This is a genomic window from Haloarcula terrestris, from assembly GCF_031624315.1.
GTDB classification, from domain to species: Archaea; Halobacteriota; Halobacteria; order Halobacteriales; family Haloarculaceae; genus Haloarcula; species Haloarcula terrestris.
In genome coordinates, this window is sequence record NZ_JAMQOM010000011.1 from 53705 (window position 1) to 74200 (window position 20496).

At 57.1% G+C, this 20496-nt stretch carries 16 protein-coding genes; 4 read left to right on the plus strand and 12 right to left on the minus strand.

Annotation, left to right across the window (positions count from 1 at the left end):
• Positions 1-20: 20 nt before the first annotated feature.
• The 5 genes from NDI54_RS18330 to NDI54_RS18350 all read right to left on the minus strand — a co-directional run bounded on the left by NDI54_RS18330 (position 21) and on the right by NDI54_RS18350 (position 4074).
• Positions 21-1256: a tyrosine-type recombinase/integrase gene (locus tag NDI54_RS18330; protein WP_310897856.1), complete on the minus strand. Its 1236-nt coding sequence runs from the start codon at positions 1254-1256 to the stop codon at positions 21-23.
• The gene (locus NDI54_RS18335; protein ID WP_142980818.1) at positions 1253-1711 is read right to left on the minus strand and encodes a hypothetical protein; all 459 of its coding nucleotides are present in this window, start codon (positions 1709-1711) and stop codon (positions 1253-1255) included. The genes NDI54_RS18330 and NDI54_RS18335 overlap by 4 nt, the downstream gene beginning before the upstream one ends.
• Positions 1712-1714: 3 nt before the next feature.
• A complete protein-coding gene (locus tag NDI54_RS18340; protein ID WP_142980819.1) occupies positions 1715-2296 on the minus strand; it encodes a DUF7342 family protein in 582 nt (193 codons plus the stop codon).
• Positions 2297-2723: 427 nt separating this feature from the next.
• Positions 2724-3209 (minus strand): hypothetical protein, encoded by a 486-nt coding sequence (locus tag NDI54_RS18345; protein WP_310897857.1) that lies wholly within the window; start codon positions 3207-3209, stop codon positions 2724-2726.
• Positions 3202-4074: a ParA family protein gene (locus NDI54_RS18350; RefSeq protein WP_310897858.1), complete on the minus strand. Its 873-nt coding sequence runs from the start codon at positions 4072-4074 to the stop codon at positions 3202-3204. Before NDI54_RS18350 ends, NDI54_RS18345 begins: the two co-directional genes overlap by 8 nt.
• Before the next feature lie 493 nt (positions 4075-4567).
• Between NDI54_RS18350 and NDI54_RS18355 the strand changes: the two genes are divergently transcribed.
• Both NDI54_RS18355 and NDI54_RS18360 read left to right on the plus strand, forming a co-directional pair.
• Complete coding sequence (locus NDI54_RS18355; protein WP_310897859.1) at positions 4568-5242, plus strand: helix-turn-helix domain-containing protein; 675 nt, start codon at positions 4568-4570, stop codon at positions 5240-5242.
• Complete coding sequence (locus tag NDI54_RS18360; protein ID WP_310897860.1) at positions 5239-5934, plus strand: hypothetical protein; 696 nt, start codon at positions 5239-5241, stop codon at positions 5932-5934. Before NDI54_RS18355 ends, NDI54_RS18360 begins: the two co-directional genes overlap by 4 nt.
• Positions 5935-6010: 76 nt before the next feature.
• On the opposite strand, the gene NDI54_RS18365 is transcribed toward NDI54_RS18360, so the two are convergent.
• From NDI54_RS18365 to NDI54_RS18390, 6 genes are all read right to left on the minus strand, one after another.
• The gene (locus NDI54_RS18365) at positions 6011-6283 is read right to left on the minus strand and encodes a hypothetical protein (RefSeq protein ID WP_092635495.1); all 273 of its coding nucleotides are present in this window, start codon (positions 6281-6283) and stop codon (positions 6011-6013) included.
• Positions 6284-6437: 154 nt separating this feature from the next.
• Positions 6438-6872 carry a TRAM domain-containing protein gene (locus NDI54_RS21475; RefSeq protein WP_406600205.1) on the minus strand — a complete coding sequence of 145 codons (435 nt, stop codon included), beginning with the start codon at positions 6870-6872 and terminating at the stop codon, positions 6438-6440.
• A gap of 37 nt (positions 6873-6909) precedes the next feature.
• A complete protein-coding gene (locus tag NDI54_RS18375; protein WP_310897862.1) occupies positions 6910-9759 on the minus strand; it encodes a UvrD-helicase domain-containing protein in 2850 nt (949 codons plus the stop codon).
• The gene (locus NDI54_RS18380; protein WP_310897863.1) at positions 9756-12341 is read right to left on the minus strand and encodes a PD-(D/E)XK nuclease family protein; all 2586 of its coding nucleotides are present in this window, start codon (positions 12339-12341) and stop codon (positions 9756-9758) included. The genes NDI54_RS18375 and NDI54_RS18380 overlap by 4 nt, the downstream gene beginning before the upstream one ends.
• 153 nt (positions 12342-12494) lie before the next feature.
• On the minus strand, positions 12495-13277 hold the full coding sequence (locus tag NDI54_RS18385) for a hypothetical protein (protein WP_310897864.1): 783 nt from the start codon (positions 13275-13277) through the stop codon (positions 12495-12497).
• A gap of 319 nt (positions 13278-13596) precedes the next feature.
• On the minus strand, positions 13597-16881 hold the full coding sequence (locus NDI54_RS18390; RefSeq protein ID WP_310897865.1) for an Eco57I restriction-modification methylase domain-containing protein: 3285 nt from the start codon (positions 16879-16881) through the stop codon (positions 13597-13599).
• Positions 16882-17552: 671 nt separating this feature from the next.
• On the opposite strand from NDI54_RS18390, the gene NDI54_RS18395 reads away from it, so the two are divergent.
• Positions 17553-18581, plus strand: a complete 1029-nt coding sequence (locus NDI54_RS18395) for a Cdc6/Cdc18 family protein (protein ID WP_310897866.1) — start codon at positions 17553-17555, stop codon at positions 18579-18581.
• A gap of 15 nt (positions 18582-18596) precedes the next feature.
• On the opposite strand, the gene NDI54_RS18400 is transcribed toward NDI54_RS18395, so the two are convergent.
• Positions 18597-19286, minus strand: coding sequence for an SOS response-associated peptidase (locus tag NDI54_RS18400; protein ID WP_310897867.1), 690 nt, complete (start codon positions 19284-19286; stop codon positions 18597-18599).
• Here NDI54_RS18400 and NDI54_RS18405 point away from each other — a divergent pair.
• On the plus strand, positions 19261-20340 hold the full coding sequence (locus NDI54_RS18405; RefSeq protein WP_310897868.1) for a hypothetical protein: 1080 nt from the start codon (positions 19261-19263) through the stop codon (positions 20338-20340). The genes NDI54_RS18400 and NDI54_RS18405 overlap by 26 nt on opposite strands.
• The last annotated feature ends 156 nt before the right edge of the window (positions 20341-20496 follow it).

Below are 20496 nucleotides of genomic sequence, written 5' to 3' on the forward strand. Positions count from 1 at the left end.
AGAGCAACTGTAGAAGGCGATCACTTCCCTATGTGGTCAACCTCGTTGAGAGCTTCAGTCGCCACGTCTCCAAGTTCGCCTGCCTCGATGTGGGAATAGCGCTCGCGGACCATCTCCTCCGAGTTGTCGAGATATCGAGCTGCGACCGTGTAGCCGAATGCTCTGACGAGGACCTCTCCCATGCCTCGTCGACCGCCGTGAGGAGCGAGGTAGTCGTGTTTCGGGTGGACGATGTCGACCTCCCCCTCCTTGGTGAGTCGTTGGAGAATCGACCGTGCACCATCGGTCGTGATCGACGGCGGCCGAATGTCCCAATCGAGCGCCAGCAGGAGGTCGCGAGCGTATTCTTCACGGCGTTCAATAATTGCTTCTGAGCGTTCCCCTCGTTCGGCTAGCTCTTCCCGGACGAGCCCTGCGAGCGTCCGTTGGTCGAACGTTGGAAACACCGGCCACCGCTCCGTCGGTGGGTCCATCAGCTGGCGGTAGCTCCGGAGCGGCGAGATCACCGGGTCGGGAAGACTGGCGGCGTCCCACTGCTGTTTCTTCCGGTAGACGTCCATACTCCCGTCGTCAAGGGAGATGTCCTCCCAGCGAACACCGCGTCGGCGCGGGTCATTCGGGTCCCGGAGGAGTTCGCCGACGCGGACGGCGGTGTACGCGAGGACGAACACCAGCGCCCGGTCACGAGCCGCCTTCAGCGCCGCGTAGCGTCTTCGCTGCTTGTCGAGGGGGTCAGTATCCTCCGGAAGTATCGTGTACGCCTCGACGGCGTCGCGGGCCCGTTCGTCGACGTGGCGGGTGAGGGCGTGGCGCTGTTCAGACGTCCAGGCCTGCTGGTCGCCGGGCTTGCGGCCGTCGTCCTCCGGCAGCGGCGCCATCGCACTGGCCCGCTGCGCGTAATGCGCCTCGAGATATCCCTCGTTGACGCACCACCCACACCAGGCAGAGATATAGCGGTAATAGGTTTGTACCGTGTTCTGCTTGAGTCCCCGATCTCCACCGAGATGCCGGGCGTACTCCCGGAACACGCGTTCGTCGAGATCTTCGAAGGTGGGTTCGCGGTCGACGTCATCGGGGACGATCCCGATCCAGTCGTCGCCGCGGTCGCCAGCGGCCCACTTGACGAACCGCTCGAGCTCGCGTGCAGCGTTTCGTCGATAGTTCCCGCCGTCGCCACCGCGGCCTTTCCCCTTGTCCTGGAGATAGCGCTCGAAGGAACTCGCGAGTGACTGATCGGAGCGTTCTCGGGGAGTCATGGTTCTTCGTTCGCGTACTGGTAAGTCAGACGAACATCCTCGAGGAGTGCTTCGACGATTTCCCAGAGGATCAGGGAAGGAGTCTCGTGTTCAAATGTGATCCCACAGCGGTCCTCCGTATTGGCGGCAGAGTACTGGAAATGCGCCCGTCCGAGATCGGGATGGTCCTCGTCTTGGTGCCAGCCGGCGTGAAAGCCCGTGTTCGGATCGGTGTAGTTGATACGGAACCAATCGTGAGGGGCCTGTCGATACCACTTGACGGTCAGTTCCGGCGAATCAGGGCCTGTCGGGGGATCCAGACGGGCTGGATCAAAAACCGCCCGTAGCTGCTTGGCCTCGATATCGTCAGGAACGTACTCGACGGCCGTGATCTGGGGGACACGGTCGAGGACGTCCCGCTTCAATTGGGCGTAGAGGTTCGCGTTCGGGTCACCACCTGGATGCGGGACCGACATCCGTTAGCTGCTGGCCTCGGCAGACTCTGTCGTCGGAGCGAGGAAGTCCCATTCGCGGATGGCAAAGCCAACGATCTGGATACGACGCTGAAGGTGCTCCCACTCGCGGGCAATCTCACGGCGACGGTCTTCCTCGTCACCGTCAAGGGACTCGTCAGCGAGCGTTCCGCGAAGCTGGTTCGGTAACTCGACGCCGAATTCGTCCTCCCAGTCGCGGATCTGGGTCTTCATATCGGCGAGCCGGTCCGTAAGCTCCTCGACAGTGTGTCCGCTGTCTCGAAGGCGCATCGCCTCCTGCATCGCTTGGCGGCGATAATCAGGGTAATACGTCGTGTGAGTACCGCTTTCGTCACGGTGGAGGACGCCGTCGTCGACGAGTCGCTCGAGGACGCGCTTAGTTGGTTCGTGTGACCAGCCCGCTTCGGAGGCGATCCAGTTGGCTGTCTGTGGCTCCGACAGCTGCCGAGCAACCATCCGCACGCGGTCTTCACCCGTGGTCTGGCGTTCCATCAGGCCCTCGGAGTTCGATTCGTCTTCGGTCATACAACACCCTTCGGACTGTGTCTTAATATAGATTGAGGTCATTAGTCCTATATCGAATGCGCTTCTTCGCCATCGCCTCGACCTCGGCTGAGGAGAGTCAGAGCAAACTCGGAGCCCGGTCTTGTCGGCTCTACCCCGGGGGAAGCGCCGTTGTGAGGGGGTTGCAGCATTCGTGCTTCACCGACGGCGGCGGGGCACTTCAAAGTGGTCGTGATTACCGGCGTAATCAGGACCACCGATGACAGAAGTCTCATAACCATTTTTCCTATGATAGAAGGGTTCTATCCCCCGAAATTCGGATTTAGTCAACGGCATAAATCATATACCGCTATACCAAAACCGCGACCGCCGTTCGGACCCGGTTCCGAGAATAATCGCGAGACTGCAAGCAGATGGCTTGCTACACAATCTGCATAATGTACAATGCGCACGAAATCTGAATGGTGAGGAAAATCAGCCAAATCCAATGTTAGTCGTTCGTAGCTTGCTCGCTCAGCATCTCCACAACTTCCTGGACACGTTCCTCATCGGCTTCGATACCACGCTCCCGGAGGATCTGGAGGGCGACCTCATCACCGTGGTCCGCAATTACCCGGAGACACGCATCTTGAAACTCTCTTCCCTCAAATTCAGGAACATCAAACATAGAGCACGCCGCAGTTACCGAGGATCGCATCCGGGTGACGCCATTCCACGTCTCCTCCCGGACATAGAAGCCGTGCATATCGGTCTCGTCAAAGGAGAAGGCCGGTCCACCGGTGGATTCGTCCACATCCTCCTCATCCTGCTCAGGAATGGACTCAGTCTCCGACTCTGTGTCCTCAGGAATTATCTCTTCATCCGGTTGCGGTTCATCCTGAGTGTCAGTACGTTCGTCGTCATCCGATTCGGCTCTTTCCTCCGTTTGTTTGAGCTGTTCAGCGACGTCCCCGAAACGGTCGTCCTCATTAGGCATGGCTGTGTTCCTCCACGAGGTCCGCTAAGTGGTCGAAATTCGGGATCTGGTCGCAATCTTCGTCGAACTCCGAGACCGGCATTCCTTGCTTGAAGGCGCGGGAAATTGCGGTCCGTTCGCGAATCCCTGGCTTCGGAATACTATCGATAGTGCGTCCCGAATCATCGAGGGCATCAAAGATCTCCGGGTCCACACGAGCGTACTCAGGCACGAACGAACCGAACTCTCGGTTGAGATTTTCAACGAGAGTCCGATGCTCGTTGCGTTGTCCCATCGTTTCACGAATCATATTCGGAGTTACTGCGAGGATATCTAACCCGATATTCTGCCGGATTGGGGAGATCTGGCGTTCAATCATTTTATTGAGGCCGTTGATCGAGCCAGCACGCGGAATCAGCGGGATGATGACGCGCTGGACGGCGATGAGGGCATTATCAGAGAGTTTCCCACGGCCGCCTGCGGCATCAATTATCACGTAGTCGTATCCGTTTTGAATGAGCGGATCGACGACGTTCCGTCGAAGCTTCACGTCTGCGAACCGTTCGTCCTTCAGCCTCGTCTCGACGTTCTCGAGCTCGTTACTCGACGGGAGTAGGTGAACGCCGAAGTCCGTCTCGATAAGCAGGTCTTCGGGGTCCTCACCATCGATAAGGGCGTCACCGAGGTCCGCATCTCGGTCGTACGCATCGTCGTACCCCAACTGGGTCGTCATGTGCCCGTCCTTATCCAGATCCAATAGTACCGTCTCATGGCCACGAGCAGCGAGTCGATCAGCGATGTTGAGCGCGATCGTGGATTTCCCTACCCCTCCCTTGAGCAACGAGACAGCTGCTCCGGGGAGCCCTTCAAACTCGTCAGCACTCATAGCTCAGCACCACCGTAAGAAGCGGATTTTGTACATTTTGTAGGTAATGTACATTGGGTAGATATTGAAGGTTGCGCGAGTTTTGTCGATAATGTAAGTTTCGCACTGGTCATACGCGGTCAATGAAGCTCGTCCACCTTAATTCTGTGTCAGACAGATTGCGTACGCCATCTACACAACCTACATTTTGTACATTACCTAGATTGTTGGCACTATCCCAATTGTCATAATCACCGTCGACCCTACGCAATCTACATAATTTAGATTATCAGCATTACATACGTATTCATCGCAATCTTTGCCACCCACACGAACCAATTGAAGAAGCCCAATTTGCATTATCTACATTATCCACATTATGCAGATTGGCTATGAGATCTACATTCTTCAGTCATTCAATAGGAGGTGCTGAGTGATAGAACTCAGACAGAGCCGTTCTACCCCGTCCTCTAGTAAGACTTTTAACTGTTACCGGATTATTGGTAACTACCAGATGTATGAGGTTCTCGACGACACCGCGGCGCAGGTCATCCTCGCTATCGAGAGTGGTTACTCCATCCGCCGTGTCGCCCAACACCTCCACACGCCGTACGAGACGGTGAGACAGGCCGTCAATCGGCTGGAAGACGCAGGCTACGTTTCCTATGACGACGGCCTCACTGTAGTCGACGAGCGCGTACACGACGCAGCGCTCGAGCTCGTCGCTGCCAGCGCCGGCGTCAGTCCACCCTCCATCGAGGAGGCCTACGTCATCCCGCAGTTCGGTGACTGGCCGTTCGCATTCACACGGATCGACGCCGTCTACGTGTGGACCCAGGGCGGCTATCAGGTCGGTCGCGAGCCCAACGACTATCCACTATTCCTCGCTGTTCGTGAGCAGGACGTCGACGCTTGGGAGGCGTTTTTCGAGTCGTTCGACCTCCCGACCGCATTCGAACGACAGCCCCGTCACGAGCTGGACGGAGCGCTACAGATCGTCCTCGAGCCAGGGCCGTCCCTCGACATCGAGCACGTCGAGGGGTACCCGGTGATACCGAGAGCAGAGACGATCGAGTATATGCGTGAGAACTACGCCCAGTTCCAGTCGGCGCTCGCGATGCTCGACCGGATGTACGAGGACCTCGACCTCGGCGTCACGTATCGAGAGACCGAACGGGCACAGCCATGAGCTTCAACAACCGAAGTGACGCGCTCATAGAACTGCTCGAGGAGCTCACCCAAGAGGGCCACGAGTACGTTCTCGTCGGCGGGTACGCTGTCTCAGCGTTCAATGCTCGCTTCTCCACGGATCTCGATATCGTCGTCGCGCCGGACTCCAAAGCTGACTTCGTCGAATTCCTCGAACGTCGGAACTTCGAGGAAACGGACAGCCACGCCAAGGAGTGGTTCTACGATACAGAGGTGATCGAGTACGAAAAGCGGCTCACGCCGCAACAGCCGATCGGCTTCGACCTCTTGGTGAACGGACTCGGGTGTCGTCAGACCGAGGCACAGTGGTCGTTCGACTACCTGTACGACCACAGCCACCAACAGGAGGTGAGCGGGGGCACAGTGACGACGACGGCTAGAGTCATCGATGGGGCAGTCCTCGTGGCTGCAAAGCTCCACAGCGGCCGAGAAACGGATCTTCGGGACGTCTTGGCAGTGGCTGAAGAGATCGACCTCGACGCTGTCACACCCCACCTGCGGCGAGGGGACGACGATGAGCTCCGGGAGCAACTTGAGCGTGGTCTGGAGATCTTGGAGAGTGACGAACTCAAACACGGATTTCGGAGTGACTTCGGGGCCTCAGCTGTCTCAGAAGAAACGGTCACCGCTCTCCAAGAGTATCTGTCTGCACAGATTGACTACCTGAGCTGAAGCGCCCCCTTGTTCGGAAGTGAAGATAGGGCCTTCAGCGGTGCTTGCAGTCAGTCAAAAAATTGGAGGAGCGGTGTCAGTCGACCGTCGCTAACACACGGACGTCCGTAGCTGAATGTCGTTCCCGTTCAGTACGAGCACCGTGCTCGCGGAGGAACTCATCAATACGGTCGGCTAAGGACTCCGCATCCTCCCTATCGACGTGGACGATCAGCGTCGGATGTTCCTCGTCGCTGTTCTCGATCACGAGCGAGACATCCTTGAATTCGTCCGGCTGTCTATACGCCTCGAACTCATCGGCGACCTGGTCGGCCAAGTCGTCGAGTACCTCAATCGGTTCCTTTGTCATAGATTGAATTTCGGCATTGGAAGGTTGTGACATCGTGAACGAACGGAGAGGCGAACATGACTTTCAGAACCACCTCCATCAGACAAACTCGAACAGAGCCTTCTCACACCGATGGTTTACCGAGAAGCAGATTGATCCACAGAAAGAACAGCAGTTAGAATGCTCGTGGATCGCTATCGACAATGCTCGCAAACGCGACATTCTCCTGAACTTGTTCAATTTCGACGGTTGGCTCGTCGCCGGGGTGAGTGCCGGCAACGATCACGACGTAGCCCCGTTCGACTTTTGCGATACCATCGCCCTGATCGCCGACTGTCTCGATGGTCACATCACGTACTTCGCCTTCCTCCACGGGAGGTCCTGAGGAAGAATGGCTCGCAGTCTCACGAGAAGGTGCTCTCTGTGACTCCTGTTGTACTGACGACTCCGTCGAGACAGGAGATTCCAGAATCGCTACGCGATACGTTTCGTCAGCTGACAACGCTTCAAAGTCGATTTCGCTCGATGGGACCTCCACTATGTACGTCCCATCCTGCTCGTTAATTGGAGCACTGAACAGAGAGCGAAGGGAGTTGGGGATTTCGACCATTGAGTTTCTAGTGCTCAGTATCCACGAGACAAGTAATTTAAACACTATGTGTTACCACTAGCTCTCGAAGAGCCGACTTATCGAGAGGGGTAATATTGTGCCGAGTGCCATCATCGGTGTAGAAAATAGACGCAGTAACCGACCGCTCTGGATATTGGTCGGCGACGACATGGTAGTAGATACTGAGCTGTTTCTGGTATTCATCTTCTGCGTGCGTTGTGAGATCGGTTTTGTAGTCGATGATCTCAACACGGTCAGATGTCACGTGGAGCAAGTCGATGATGCCGCCGATCGTTACCTTCTCGCCGTCGACGGTAAGCGGAAGGAACGCATCGATCTCGGCTCTCGTCTCACCCTCGAGTGAGTCGAGTAACGCCTTGACGTGCTCTTTGTCATGGTTATCGCCGGTTTCGACTGCTTCACCGAGAACATACCGTTCCGCAAACTCGTGGACGTCTGACCCGAACTCTATTCCTCGGCCGCCGGTATTCCCTTCGAAGACTGCGTCATCGATGAAGGTGTGTGGTGAGTAGCTTGCCGGTCCATCAGGCCCCGGAATATCGACCGTGTAGGTCGAATGCTCGCCGGGTTCTGGGTCGAACGCAGATAGATCGGGGTCGATATCTTCGACATCAACGGGGAGTGAATCGAGGAACGAATTTGGGTCAGTACCGCCAGTCAAGACGAGGTGGCTCTCAGCACGCGTGACAGCCACATAGAGAAGCCGACGCTCCTCGTCGTAGTTCTGGGGGAGGCAGCGATTAAGAACGTCAGTCTTCCAGTCGTCGTAGACGTGTGGAACGCCGTGTGCGTCCTCTGAGTACACCTTCCGCTGACGGAGGCCAATCGGGTCGGTGTAGGCGATATCGCTTCCGCTGCCACCGGAAGACGGGAATTTGTTCGCGTTCATATTTGCGAGGATGACGATTGGGTATTCGAGCCCTTTCGTCGCGTGGATCGTTTGGACAGTCACCGCGTTCGTCCCAGCCCCGGCGTCGACGTCGTGTGTACTCCCATCAGCAATCGCCTCCTCGATGAATCGGATCAGCTCTCCACGGGTGAACGTCGTCGTCCCGTGAACCGACTGAATAGTGTCGAGAACGACGTCTGCGGTCGGGCCGGAATGGCCGTACTGTTCGAACACGCGTCGGGCGACGCCGCCGAACGTCTCCAAATCCCGTAGATCCTCTCGGAATGCGACCATAGCTTCGGGATATGCCTCACGCTCGATGATCGTCTTCGTCTCGTCAATCGTGTAGCCAGCCTCTTCGAGGACGAGTGCCCACCCGCGTTCAGCGTCACGTTCGAGGATACGCAACCACGCTAACACCAGCTTCGCGGCGTCGGTCCGGAAGACCTCGATCCCACCCTCGTAGGCCATCGGCAGACCGAACTTACTCGCCGTATCGAGCAGATCCCGACCGAAATCGCGGGTTCGCGTCAACACAGCGATGTCGCCGTACTCCGGAGCGCGATACGTGCCGTCGTCGCCTTCGACGGCGTAATCATCGTTGTCGACGATTGCGTCGATCTTCGCGAGAATGGCCTCGTGTTCGTCCTCACTCGTGAGCGCCTCGATGTAGCTATCATCTCGATCTGTATCGGCAGTCAGTGGTGTAACCTGCTCGGAGATAGCCTCCGCATCCAGAGATTCGTTCTTTGTCGCACGGGCAGTCAGCGCGTGGGTAGAGAAGTCCAAGATGGACTGTGTCGATCGGTAATTCCGCGTCAGCTGCTTGTCGTCAACCGGCGTCGTCTGGAACGTGACTCGATCTACGTCCCGATTCAGCTCCGCGGTAAATCGTTCGAGCCGATCGTCGAACTCGCGGATATTGTCGACGTCCGCGTACTGGAAACTGTAGATGCTCTGTTTCCAGTCGCCGACCACGCAGATGTTGTTCGTGCCGGCAAGCAGCAGCGTGAGTTTGAACTGGATCTCACTGGAGTCCTGGAACTCGTCGACCATCACGTACTCGTACCCCAGCTGCTCTCGGAGGTCGTGATCCTCACACAGAAGCACGAACGCGAACAGCTGAAGGAACCCGAAATTCAGGTAGTTCCGCCGAAGCGCGAACTCAAGATAGGCGTGATACACGTCGTGGACGAACCGCTTGAGAGCCGTTCGGTCCTCCTCGAAGACGCGTTCGACGAGGTCCGCCGGGGCTTGCTTGCCATCGCCGCGGATGTCCCACTTTGCGGGCGCCTCCGGGAGATACGTCTTGTCTTCACCATACTGATAGAGCTTCTTTCGAAGCTTCGATTGCTTGCTCCCGCCGTTCCGTGGTTCATTCCGGTCGGTGAACAGCGTCTCGAACGCCTCAAAGTCCCCATCGAGGTGTGACTCGCTGTCCCGGTACCAGCCATCCGCAGTGGGGAACACACCTTTTGCGGACAGTTCCTTGATCAGATCGAGTAGCTCCGACGTCTCCGACAGTGCCGTGAAGAACTCGTCATACTCTGGGTGATTATCGATGAACTGGCCGATGAACTCACGAAACAGCGCCTGTTCGATGATTTCGTCTTCGATAATCCGTGTCGAGCCAGTGATCGTCTCATCAATCCCGAGGGACATCGGTGCGTCGTGTCCGTATTCGTCGAGCAAGTCGTGTGACAGCGAGTGGAACGTTTGGATCGGCGCGTTCGCGAGCTCCCGCATCCCGTACTCGCTGTGACGCACTATCCGTTCCCGCATCTCCTCGGCCGCGTTGTTCGTAAAGGTCACCAACAGCACGTCTTCGGGATCGACGCCATCTTGGGCGACAATGTTTGCGTATCGCCGGGTAACGGTGAACGTCTTCCCGGTGCCAGCACCCGCGTCAACGAGATAGAGGCCATCGGTCGCCTCAATGAGGTCGCGTTGCTCCGGGTTTGGGTCGGCACCGCTCATTGTTCACCCTCTAAGAGAAGGTCACGATTGTCTACCCGTCGGTAGTTCGTCTCGTCGGCAAGCCCCTCGATGGGGAATTCCTCGTCGACAGTGCGGCGTCGGTTGAGTTCCGCCAGTCGCTCGTCGACAAACGATTCGAACGCATCGAGATCACTCTTGAAGAATGCACCCTTCTGTCGGTCGACGATTGCTCTCATCACCTGCTTGCTCCCTGTTGTCACGTACTTGTACTCGCCAATCTCGGCTTCGAGCCGGTCAATCATCGTCTCTCCGAACTCGGAGTCGATGAGTTCGTCGCTGTCAGTCGTCTCGACAAGCGGCGCAGCATCGAAGAGCGCGGCGTATGTCTGATATTCGATCTTCGAGAGGATCTTTTGGCACTTCTGTGCCCCCTCCTCACGGAGATACTCGAAGAACTCCTCACGTTGCACGTGCTCGGTGAGCGATTCAGGGTAGTATGTTACAGTCGTCAACGCGTCGTCGATGTCAGCGTCGCCGGCGATCACGTCGTCGACGAGCTCGGTGACGTAGAAGAAAGTGAACGAGAGTTGGTCACCCGGACGTTGTGATCGCCAATAGGTGAGATAGAGTGCTGCCTGAAAGTCAGGCTCGTCTGTCGGCTCGTCAATCGCGGCGTGTTTGACGATTGAGGTGGCGCTGCTCTCGCTGCCACTCTTGTAGTCGAGCAGTTCTTGCTGCGACTGAACGAGGTCGATCATTCCGTTGATTCCCAGTTCTTCGTCAGTAAACCGACGTTCAGTCACGGGAGAGTCGACATCGCGACCGAAGTGAGCAGCGACGGCATTATTACCCCCACTGGACGGCGTCAGAAACGCGCCCTCGGTCGGCTGGTTCGCGTCAAGATATGAGACGATCGTTTCGAGGCTCGCACGATATTCAGTGCGCCGGGTCCGTTCGTCGACGGAGCGAACCAGCGGACGGACGTCCTCGAGCATAAGTTCGACGACCTCCGAGAGTGTCTCTTCGTCAATCTCGTCCGGATGGTTGACGTAGAACTCCGCGAAGTCGTGGAGCAGGTTGCCCTCGGTGAGATACGCCTTCTCCGGACCGTCGACTATCCGGCTGAAGTAGTAGTCTCGCGGTGAGTTCACGTAGGTGTTGAGACTCGACTTGCTGATCGTCTCGACCGGGTCGGAAGTCACACCGACAGGTTCGTTCTCGAATCCGTCACCAGCTCGTGCTGCGGTTTCGATCTGATGACTTGTCGAAGGTAGATCGGAGAAGCGGTCGTACTCCGGTTCGAGGAGCTCTTCGAAGTACAGGCACGGCGTAACGGGTGATCCGCCGGTCGCATCTTGGACGAGATAGTGTTGCTGGCTGCCGCTCTGCAACAGCAGCTGGAAGCTCTTAAGATTCCGTGTAAACTGGGCGTCCTGGTCGACCCACGGACGACGTGGGGCCGAGTGGGTCCAGCGGTCGTCAAGCCCTAGGTAGAAGACAACCTCACGACCCACGTACGACGCTGATTTCGCATCGGCGAGCAAGACACCCTCGTTCTCTCGATCGACCGGCACCTCGTAGGTCTGGAGATAGAACGACAAATCGTCGAGGCGCGCTTCCGTGATGGATTCGTCCGCGATGGTGAGTGTCTCCAGTTCCTCCCGGAAGGCATCCATCGTGTCGCCGGCGTGGCGTTCAAACACTGAAAGAGCATCCGAGAACGTGTACTCTTGGACATCGTGGCAGAAGTCGATCAGCCACTTGAGATCTCCATCGTCAAGCTCGTGCAGTCGCTTGTTTGTGTCAGCGTCGACGACGTCACAATCGAAGACCGTCAACAGCGACCGGATCTCGCTTATTCGGGTATCAGTCCCCCGGTGGGCGGTCCGGAGGAGGTGGAGGAACAACCGGTGTTCGCTGCGATCTGTGAATCCCGGCCCGCCGAAAAACGGGATATCGGCCGCTTCGAGCGCGGACTCGATAAGCGGTGAATACTCGCTTTCCTGGTCGAGAACAATCCCGACGTTATCAGCGTTCTCGTCATCGACGGAATCGACGACGGTTTCGACGATCGCAGTCGGCGAATCGTGTATACGGAACGGCGGAAGCTCGAACTCGGTATCAGCGAAGAGGTCGACCGTGTCGTACTCGGCAGGCAGATACGCTCGTTCGAGCTGGGTGAGCATCGCCGGCTCGACGACGACCACGTCGAGATTCGGATCGATGGTCTCGTTTGTGAGCTTCATCGAGGCGGTCTCGAGTTCCGCGATTCGCTCCACAGCTCGTTCGGTGGCATCGTCGACGTAGCCGTCGTACTCGAAGATAGCGTCGTGTGACCCTCGGTGTTCCCAACACTGGAGGATATTCCCAACCGCGTATGCACAGCGCTTCCAGGAGAGGTCCTCGTGATCAAGCATACCGAGGAAAGCGAGACGGTCCTCGGACTCTTGGCGTCGACCAACTGCAAGTCGGCGTGGTGGGATCGCGAACGGACCGAGATGCGAACGATCGAGGTGGCGGTTGAGAGCACTTGCAAGCGGCCCATCCGGAGTGATCACCCGGTCGTACGATTGAACCTCTTCGTAGAGTTGGCCTGGCGATTTGGCGCGGGGAAATGGCACGCTCAGAGACAGTCAGTGATGTCGGTTAAATCTTTGTCAGTTAGATCAGACTTTGGAAAAGTACAGCTTAAGAACGACGGTTGTGATACCTCTACGCCGACGCGTCGTTCTGTATGAATGGAGGACTCAACCCTCACAAACACCGCCGACAATTCACGGCGGGTACTTGAACGTCTCCTCAACCCGGCGATGCAACTTGTGATCTGATGACTCCGACGAGAACCGAAACTCGGTGATGTCCTCCAGCGTCACCCCACCCGTGATTTCTCCCGGCTTCCCCATTACCTGCTCCGCGTACACGTTCTCATTCACGTCCGTGTACAGCACATGCAGCTGGAACGAAACGTACCGAATTCCGGCGTCGTACAGTCGCTGCATCGTCTCAAACACGGGCGACTGGACGTACTCCGCTCGCCCCTCCTCACCGTGGAATACCTCCTCGAACTCGACTTGCGTGCTGAACTCAACCCGACCTTCGTTCGGACTTAACACTCCACCTTCCCGTGAATCGTTCTCGAACTGGTCCCCTTCGGTCCGATTCAACGGGAAGTACCGCGGGAGAATCTCGAACCCGTTATCGTCCGAAGTGAGGAAACACGCGTCCTCGATGTCGATAGGCGTCCCCTCCCCGGGGTCCGGGTCGTAGCTAACGACAAGTGTCGGGCGGACATACAGGTTCTGTGCGACGCCTTCCCCGAGGTTCTCCAACTGGATTGTGAGAATGTCGAACGTGGTTCCGCGGCCACTCTTCGACTCGATTTCTTTCCGTCGGCTCTTCACGATTGGTTTGCTTTGACGTTCGACACTGTCCTGCAGGTCGTCGGTCTGCACTTCCGTGGTGGTGTTCGACTCCCAGAATACGAGTTTCTCAGTGAGCGTGACTTGTAACGCTGTTAGGCTGATTTGAGGGATATAGTCGCGTAGACGGTCGAACATACTGGTTAACGCTCACTCGTTGATAATAAATGGGTGGTCGTGGTACTCGATGGTAAGGAATGGAGGATATCCCGCAACCAGCGTCGGACCCGTACGACCCGGGCGACTCTGTCCGCGTTCACCTCGGCCCAGATGACCCGGACAGTCGCTTCCACGGCGTCCGCTGCGAGGTTGTAGACCGTTTCTCCGATAACTTAGACCGAGAGACCGGGCGTGACTCGGACCGGTTCACATACCGTGTGCGGAGCGTAGACGGTGACGTGCTCCCCGTCGAATTCCGACACGCGGATCTCGTCCCCAAAGAGTAGCCGCGTCTCGTCTAATCGTCCGCTTCGGCCGCTTCCGCGGCGTCCACGTTCAACGTCACGTCCTGCTTCCGTTCCGGTGCCGGTGGCTTCCCATCCGGGTACAGCTCCTGCATCTTCTTGTGATACGCACCGAGCCCCATCTGCGAGTTGATGTACACGAGTTTCCCCGGATCCAGGCCGTACAACTCCATTAGCAACCGGTCGATCTTCCAATCCGTAGTGTCACCTAACTCGCCGTCATCGAACATCGTATCGACGCAATCAGCAATCTCTTCTGCCCTCTCACGCCCGTCTTCTTCGGAGAGTTTCGCCACCGGGACCGGGAGTTCCCTGATGTCCGTCTGCCGCATATTAGCGAACGCCTCTGCGGCGTCAATCTCCCCGCTACGCTTGAACATGTAGTAATGCAGCACACGGGAGTTCATCAACCCGAGTAGGAACTTGTGGTACGTCGTCGTGTCGAGACCGCTCGGGACGTTCTCCGGGTCGGTCCATTTCCCCTCGTACTCCTCGTCCTCGTTGTCAAGATCGACGTCCACGTACCAGTCCAGCATGTCACCCTGGTCGGAGCGGATCTTATACACGTACACCGACCGCGGACAGTACACCGTGTCGTCGTGGAACGCGACCGACAACCCTACGCCGGCTTCCCGGATGAACAGCTTATCCCCGTCGTACACGGACTGGTCTTTGTAATTGACGCCATCGTACCCTAAGTCGAGACCCTTCAACTCTAGTTCGTCGTACCGTGCATCGAACGAATCACCGTCCATGTACGGCACGTCACCGTCGTCCGGGTCGTCGCTAATCAGGTACTCCTCGGCTGTTCGGTCCTGATACTCGAACACGACGTCACAGTAGTTGCACGTCTTCTCCGTGTCCGGGTCTCGACCGCGCGGCGGGGCAATCCACTTCCCGCACGCCGGGCACTTGATGACGTGCCCAGCCTTATTCAACTCGACGCCACGGTGCGACTCACAGAACGCACCGACCGGTATCGAATTGTCTTCCATCGTTTCGAGGAGCTCGTCGTCCTCAACGTACCGAAACGGCTCGATCTCCCCGGACTCGATGCATCGGCTCTGCGGGATGTCGAACGCGTACGCTGACTCCAGCTGCGATAGGCTCAACTCACCTTCAATCGCTTTCCGACGGTCTTCATCGACGAGAGTCATCGACCGGAACGTGTTGTCGTCGCTCGGCTCGGTGTTCTTGAGCTGCATCGTCACCGTGGACATGCGGATATCACTTCCGAACCAGTCCGCGCCCATGATGTGGAATCGTTCGAATTCGTAGTTATCGAGCAGGTGCTGCCGGATTTCAGCCTTCTCGGACCGGAGCAGGGTTTTCGGGAGAACGTACGCTAACCGGCCACCGTCGTCTAGGTACTTGCACGCGGTGAGGATGAACAACTCGTACGTGTCCATGTTCTCGACGTCGAACTCGTCACCGAACTCATCGTCAACCCATTCGGCCGCTTCGGGGCTTACTTGCCCGCCCCACGGCGGATTCCCGATTATCAGGTCGAACTCGCCGAACCCGGCCGTTTCATCGATGTCTTCGAATTGGATTTCCCCGGCGAGCGCGTCCTGTGACGCGAAATTCCCGGTGAGCATACCGAGTGACGTGTTCTTCCGCGCTGAGCGTAGCCACACGGAGAGTTTCGAGATTTCAATCGCTTCCTGTAGTAGGTCGTTCCCGTGCAGGCACTTGTCCAGAATCTCGATTTCCCGCTTTTCGAACGATTCAAGCGGCACCTGTACCGGTCCGTCCGAACCGGCTGCTGCTACCTTCGCGGATCGGAGCTTCTCGTGCACTCGACGCGCCTCACGGCTCAAGTGGTTGAAACAGGACACCAGGAACGCACCGGACCCGCACGCTATGTCCGCGATTCGGATGTTGACAATTTCCTTCAGGTAGGCTTCAAGGAATTCCTTGTCGGGGTTCTCCATCTCCATCTCCCCGTTCTCAAGGTCTAACTCGTCCCGAATCTTCGCGCGCTTGTCCTGTAGAAGGTCCTGTATCGCGTGCTCGGCGACGTACTCGGTGAGACCCTCCCGCGTGAAGTACAGGCCATAGTCCCCTCGGTCACCGCTGAACGGGTTCGATTCGCCTTCTGCGAGGTTCGCTCGCACCTGCTCGATATCACCCACGCTCTCCTCGAAGATACGGCCGAGAACGTGCTCATTCAGGTCTTGGTGGAAGTCGTACTCGTAGAACCCGTACACGCCGTTAATCGTCGTATCCCCGATCTCGTATTCCCGAGTGAACAACTCGTCCGGGAGGGTCACTGACTGCAGCACTTCGTCCTCCTCGAACAACCCGCCGTCGTACCCGAAGATATCGTACGGGTACTCGTCCGGGCTCCCAGTGTCGATGACTCTGAACATATCCTGAATGAGCGGGTAGATTTTCCGGTCGTCCAGCGTCGGGAGTGTCGCGCCGGTGCTGACGACGTCCTCAAGCAGGTCGTCCGGGAGTAGTCCGGACGGGTGGTCTGAGAAGAAGCAAATTACGAGACCGCGGTGTATCAGGGTTTGAGCGGCTTGAATCGCGGCAAGTTGCCCGTCGCTGGATTCGCCGAGTTCCGGGGCTTCGTTGATAATTTCCTCGTACACGTCCTCCACAGCTTCCCGGTAGAATTGGTAGAAGTCCTCGGTGAGTTCCAACCGTTCGGACAGGTTCTGCGCCATGAGGTCCTCGATGTCCGAATCGGCATCCTCACCGATTAGGAACCGTCGGTGCATAATGAAGTAGAATTCCCAGAACGTCTCGGTCAACTCACCGTCGGCGTCAAGGAACTCGTCGATCTCCCACTCCTCGTAGTGGTCGATACTGCCGTGGTGGTACAACCTGACTACTTCCATGTTCGACGCGACAACCCACCGAACGGACAGACCGTTCGTGATCGCGTACTCGAATGCCTGCTCCACCGGTGATTTGAGGCGCGACGGATCGACTTTATCGAGGTCCGTCCCCGGGTCTTTCAGCTCACCGACGACTTTCCTGACGTCTTCAGTGAGATCCCCGTCGTCCTGTTCGAAGTGACCGAGTAGAACGTCGGGGAACCCGTCACCGCCTTCGGAGAGTGATTCAGGGAGGAGCTGGAATTCACCGGCGCTGCCGCGCGGTCGAGTGTATCCAAGTACATCGCTGAAAATGTCACTTACGAACGATTGCTGCAGGTTGCGCTCAGTGAGTGACGTGCTCGTTCCCGTCCAGCCTTCCACGGCATCAACAATGTCGTCGGTATCGACTGGGCGTTCGACTTCCTGTTGCTGTAAGTACTCATCCACTAGGTCCGCGTCGAAGAGAGAGTGCTGATTAGTCGGCAAGGATATTGGGTTCTTTCTTATACAGGATACTTTGTTCTATCCCTTAACCAGTCACGGCGCCATTGTCCATCCCCTTGGCCGCTATTAAAAAATTTGTCGTGTTGGGTAAATTACTGGTATTTGAGGTGGGGTATTGTGGCACCTCTGACATGACCGTGTCGCTCTCGACAATGAAACAATTTTCGCCGCCCCTGAACCGTAGTTCAACCGACCGGAACACTGAATTCCCGTTGCTATCGTATCGGACACGTCTCCCCCGTCGTCCTGTCCCCGGACGGAGAGTACGATTTTGAATGGACTCGACATACAAAGCCGAAGCACAGCTACTGTATGATGTCGTGGACTGGTTTGCTGAAAAGTACAATTCCGGCAACCAGATGCTCGTCACGTACAAGACAGCGACTATGATATCGCGGTTTTTTGAAGCACTGGGGTATGATTGACGTGGCATTGCCTTGCCAAACGCCACATTACGTTCGACCTCAGGTGTTTCCGGAAATGCTTGGTTTCCTCAAAACGAACCGCATCACAGCGTGGTCAAACTCGGATTGAACTGAGATTGAATAGTACTTTCCGGAAACACCCCGGTCACGTTTTTAGTACTAGCCAGAAAAGCAGTCTACCAGATATAGATGATCCGCGATGCTCGCGTTCTCCGTGCGGGGTTCGTTCCTCGGGAAGTTGAGCATCGCGACGCCGAGGTCAACCACCTCTCCAGCGTTCTCGAGCCCATCACGAACGGAGAACCCGCCGACACCGCTATCGTCACCGGACCCAGCGGAACCGGGAAGACGTGCATCTCGAAGTTCGTCACGGAACGACTTCGAGAAGAGGTCCTCGACGTCGAGGCCATCTACGTCAACTGCTGGCGTAACTACACCCGATTTCGGACGCTCTACCAGATCCTCGACGACCTCGGCGCGACCATCGACATCCACCGGCAGTCGACGCCCCACGACGAACTCGTCGATCGCCTCCAGCAGCATGACGGCCCGCGAACCGTCGTCATCCTCGACGAGGTCGACCAGCTCGAAGACCCCAGCGTCATCTACGACCTCCACAGCCTCCCGCAGTTCGCGATCATCTGTATCGCGAACAAGGAAGAGGAGCTGTTCAGCCGCGTCGACGACCGCCTCGTGAGCCGCCTGCGCTCCAGCGAACACGTCCGGATGGACAAGTACCACGACGAGCAGCTGTACGACATCCTGAGTGCGCGGGCGAAGTGGGGCCTCGATGAGGACGTCATCACCGACGACCAGCTCTACCGGATCGCCGACGCGGCCGCCGGCGACGCCCGCCTCGCAATCGGCATCCTCCGAACAGCCGCCGGCAAGGCCGATCGCGAGAACCACGAGCGCATCACCGACGATATTCTCCTGGATGCCGCCGAGGATGCTCGGGCCCAGATCAAGCAGAAGAGCCTCGACTCGCTCACGCCGCACCAGCGCGTCGTCTACGACATCGTTCGCGAGCACGGGCCGGTCGGGCCGAGCGAGATCCACGAACGCTATTCCGAGGACGTCGATGACCCACGGACGAAACGGACTATCCGAACGTACCTCTCGAAGATGGAGCAGTACAACCTCCTCGAGGCGGAGGGCACGAGCCGGGATCGAGAGTACTCGCTCGTCGATTCGGCAGCTGCATCGCCGATGCAGTGACCGTGGCGCCGTCAGCTATCCCGAACTGAACTCACCGAGGCCCGATTGCTCGTGGTCCAGCGGCTCGATGACCTGGGGATCGTCGTTGCCGGGGGTGTTGACCCGCGTCGAGATCTCGTAGGCGTCCAGATCGTCCTTTGGATACGGCTGGCACAGTTCCTTGCGGGTGTCCGGGTCTGCGGTGAGCCAGTCGGACTCAGCGTCCTGTGGGAGGACGACCGGCATCCGATCGTGGATTGAGTTCATCAAGTCGTTCGGCTCCGTCGTGAGAATCGTGACGCACGAGATCGTCTCGTTGTCGCCCTCCCAGACGTCCCAGAGCCCAGCCATCGCGAACGCGGAGTCGTCCTCCCGGTAAATCCGGTAGGGCTGCTTCGACCCGCCGTTCGGCGATTTCCATTCGTAGAACCCTGACGAGGGGACGAGGCAGGGACGTGATTCCCACGCCCGCTCGAAGACGCGTTTCTCGTCGGCAGTCTTGGAGCGAGCATTGATGATACCCTCCTCGGGCTCATCCGCCCAGAACGGAATCAGTCCCCAGTGGTAGGCGTCGATCTCGTCTGGAGCCTCGTTCGTGACGATGTGGAGGTCGTCGCCAGGCGCGATGTTGTATCGGGGTGTATAGCCTCCGTCCGCGACGACCTCGGCATCGAAGCGGGCCTCAAGGTCTGCTTGGTCGATGAAGAGCGAGTTTCGGCCACACATATCGAGGAGTTCGGAGGGAAGCATCTTCAACGTGGTCGCACAGAAATCACGTCGTCGCAACAAATCTCATATAGTTCCAATTGATGATGAGGGCTGTTCAGTTGAGCTGAATTTTGTGAACAAGCTTCTAATCACCAGGGAAAGAACAGGAGTCACAAAGATGGTGTCTCTAGAAACCGTTCTCACCATCGGCGGGATATTAGCTACACTCTCGATAGCAGGCGCAACCTACTGGACTTTGAGAAAGGATATCCGGACCAGGGTTAGGATACGGCACACGAACGACATTCGTGAACAAGTTCTGGAACCTTGGCTCAATAACCTGCCATCTTACAGGGCCTCCTCACCGCTTGGTGCCGACGGAGGTACCGAATCACTTGTTGCTGAGCTCGCAGGTTATGGTTTCAGGCCCTACCCAGATGAAGTCTCGACTACGTTGAAGGATCATTTTTTGGAGCATCATTTAGATGAGCAAGCACCGCACGATCTAAATCAGCTACTTGAAAACATAGGCGAGAAGATCCAAGAAATCCGTTCGGAGAAAAGGGCCTACGTAGACGAGGTCAAGGGGTCTCCTGAGATGGAGAAAATGCTTTCAGACATATCTCGGAACTGGGCTGAAGTCGATCCTCAACAGCTCACAATCTGGCTGCGAGAGGTTTTCGTAGCCGAATACACAGGTGGGGACTTCCAAGGCGAAATATTGTGGATGGACCCCGAAATAGCAGAGAATGGCCTGAAAGTCGTAGAGCGCGACGGCGAATATCACTATTACACCCTCACGGAGAAAAAGCGAGAGAGGACTCAGGTAACGAATGCGCCGGTTATAACGTCAGACACCAGAGTCCCCGATTTCCAAGTCGAAAAGCTTCTACACGAATACAAGAAGCACGCGGAGTACGACTTTGGGGCAGGGAATCGAAACGAGCATATCCGGAAAGCAGGGGAGGCAATGAGCGAACTAATCTCAACCCAGTACCAATCACTAAGGGAAACACTGGAATACTACGGAGCCATGCCCATTCTCCCCAACGACTGCTATCACTCGAAATGAATCACCGATCATGGACCCGAATAAGTACCAAAAAAGAGCCTCTCTCAATACCCACTACAACTGAGTATTCGTCAGCAGGTACTATGGATATCCTGGAAACGTTCTTGGAAACAATCGATTGACCCGGGAAACTCGACGGCTGAGTCAGGGTCAGTA

Bases quoted from the DNA above. Each gene is read 5' to 3' on its own strand.
- NDI54_RS18355 (WP_310897859.1), top strand. From the start codon at position 4,568: ATGTATGAGGTTCTCGACGACACCGCGGCGCAGGTCATCCTCGCTATC.
- NDI54_RS18350 (WP_310897858.1), bottom strand. From the start codon at position 4,074: ATGAGTGCTGACGAGTTTGAAGGGCTCCCCGGAGCAGCTGTCTCGTTG.
- NDI54_RS21475 (WP_406600205.1), bottom strand. From the start codon at position 6,872: ATGGTCGAAATCCCCAACTCCCTTCGCTCTCTGTTCAGTGCTCCAATT.
- NDI54_RS18345 (WP_310897857.1), bottom strand. From the start codon at position 3,209: ATGCCTAATGAGGACGACCGTTTCGGGGACGTCGCTGAACAGCTCAAA.
- NDI54_RS18365 (WP_092635495.1), bottom strand. From the start codon at position 6,283: ATGACAAAGGAACCGATTGAGGTACTCGACGACTTGGCCGACCAGGTC.
- NDI54_RS18395 (WP_310897866.1), top strand. From the start codon at position 17,553: ATGATCCGCGATGCTCGCGTTCTCCGTGCGGGGTTCGTTCCTCGGGAA.
- NDI54_RS18340 (WP_142980819.1), bottom strand. From the start codon at position 2,296: ATGACCTCAATCTATATTAAGACACAGTCCGAAGGGTGTTGTATGACC.
- NDI54_RS18405 (WP_310897868.1), top strand. From the start codon at position 19,261: ATGAAGAGCGAGTTTCGGCCACACATATCGAGGAGTTCGGAGGGAAGC.
- NDI54_RS18385 (WP_310897864.1), bottom strand. From the start codon at position 13,277: ATGTTCGACCGTCTACGCGACTATATCCCTCAAATCAGCCTAACAGCG.
- NDI54_RS18360 (WP_310897860.1), top strand. From the start codon at position 5,239: ATGAGCTTCAACAACCGAAGTGACGCGCTCATAGAACTGCTCGAGGAG.
- NDI54_RS18335 (WP_142980818.1), bottom strand. From the start codon at position 1,711: ATGTCGGTCCCGCATCCAGGTGGTGACCCGAACGCGAACCTCTACGCC.
- NDI54_RS18330 (WP_310897856.1), bottom strand. From the start codon at position 1,256: ATGACTCCCCGAGAACGCTCCGATCAGTCACTCGCGAGTTCCTTCGAG.
- NDI54_RS18375 (WP_310897862.1), bottom strand. From the start codon at position 9,759: ATGAGCGGTGCCGACCCAAACCCGGAGCAACGCGACCTCATTGAGGCG.
- NDI54_RS18400 (WP_310897867.1), bottom strand. From the start codon at position 19,286: ATGTGTGGCCGAAACTCGCTCTTCATCGACCAAGCAGACCTTGAGGCC.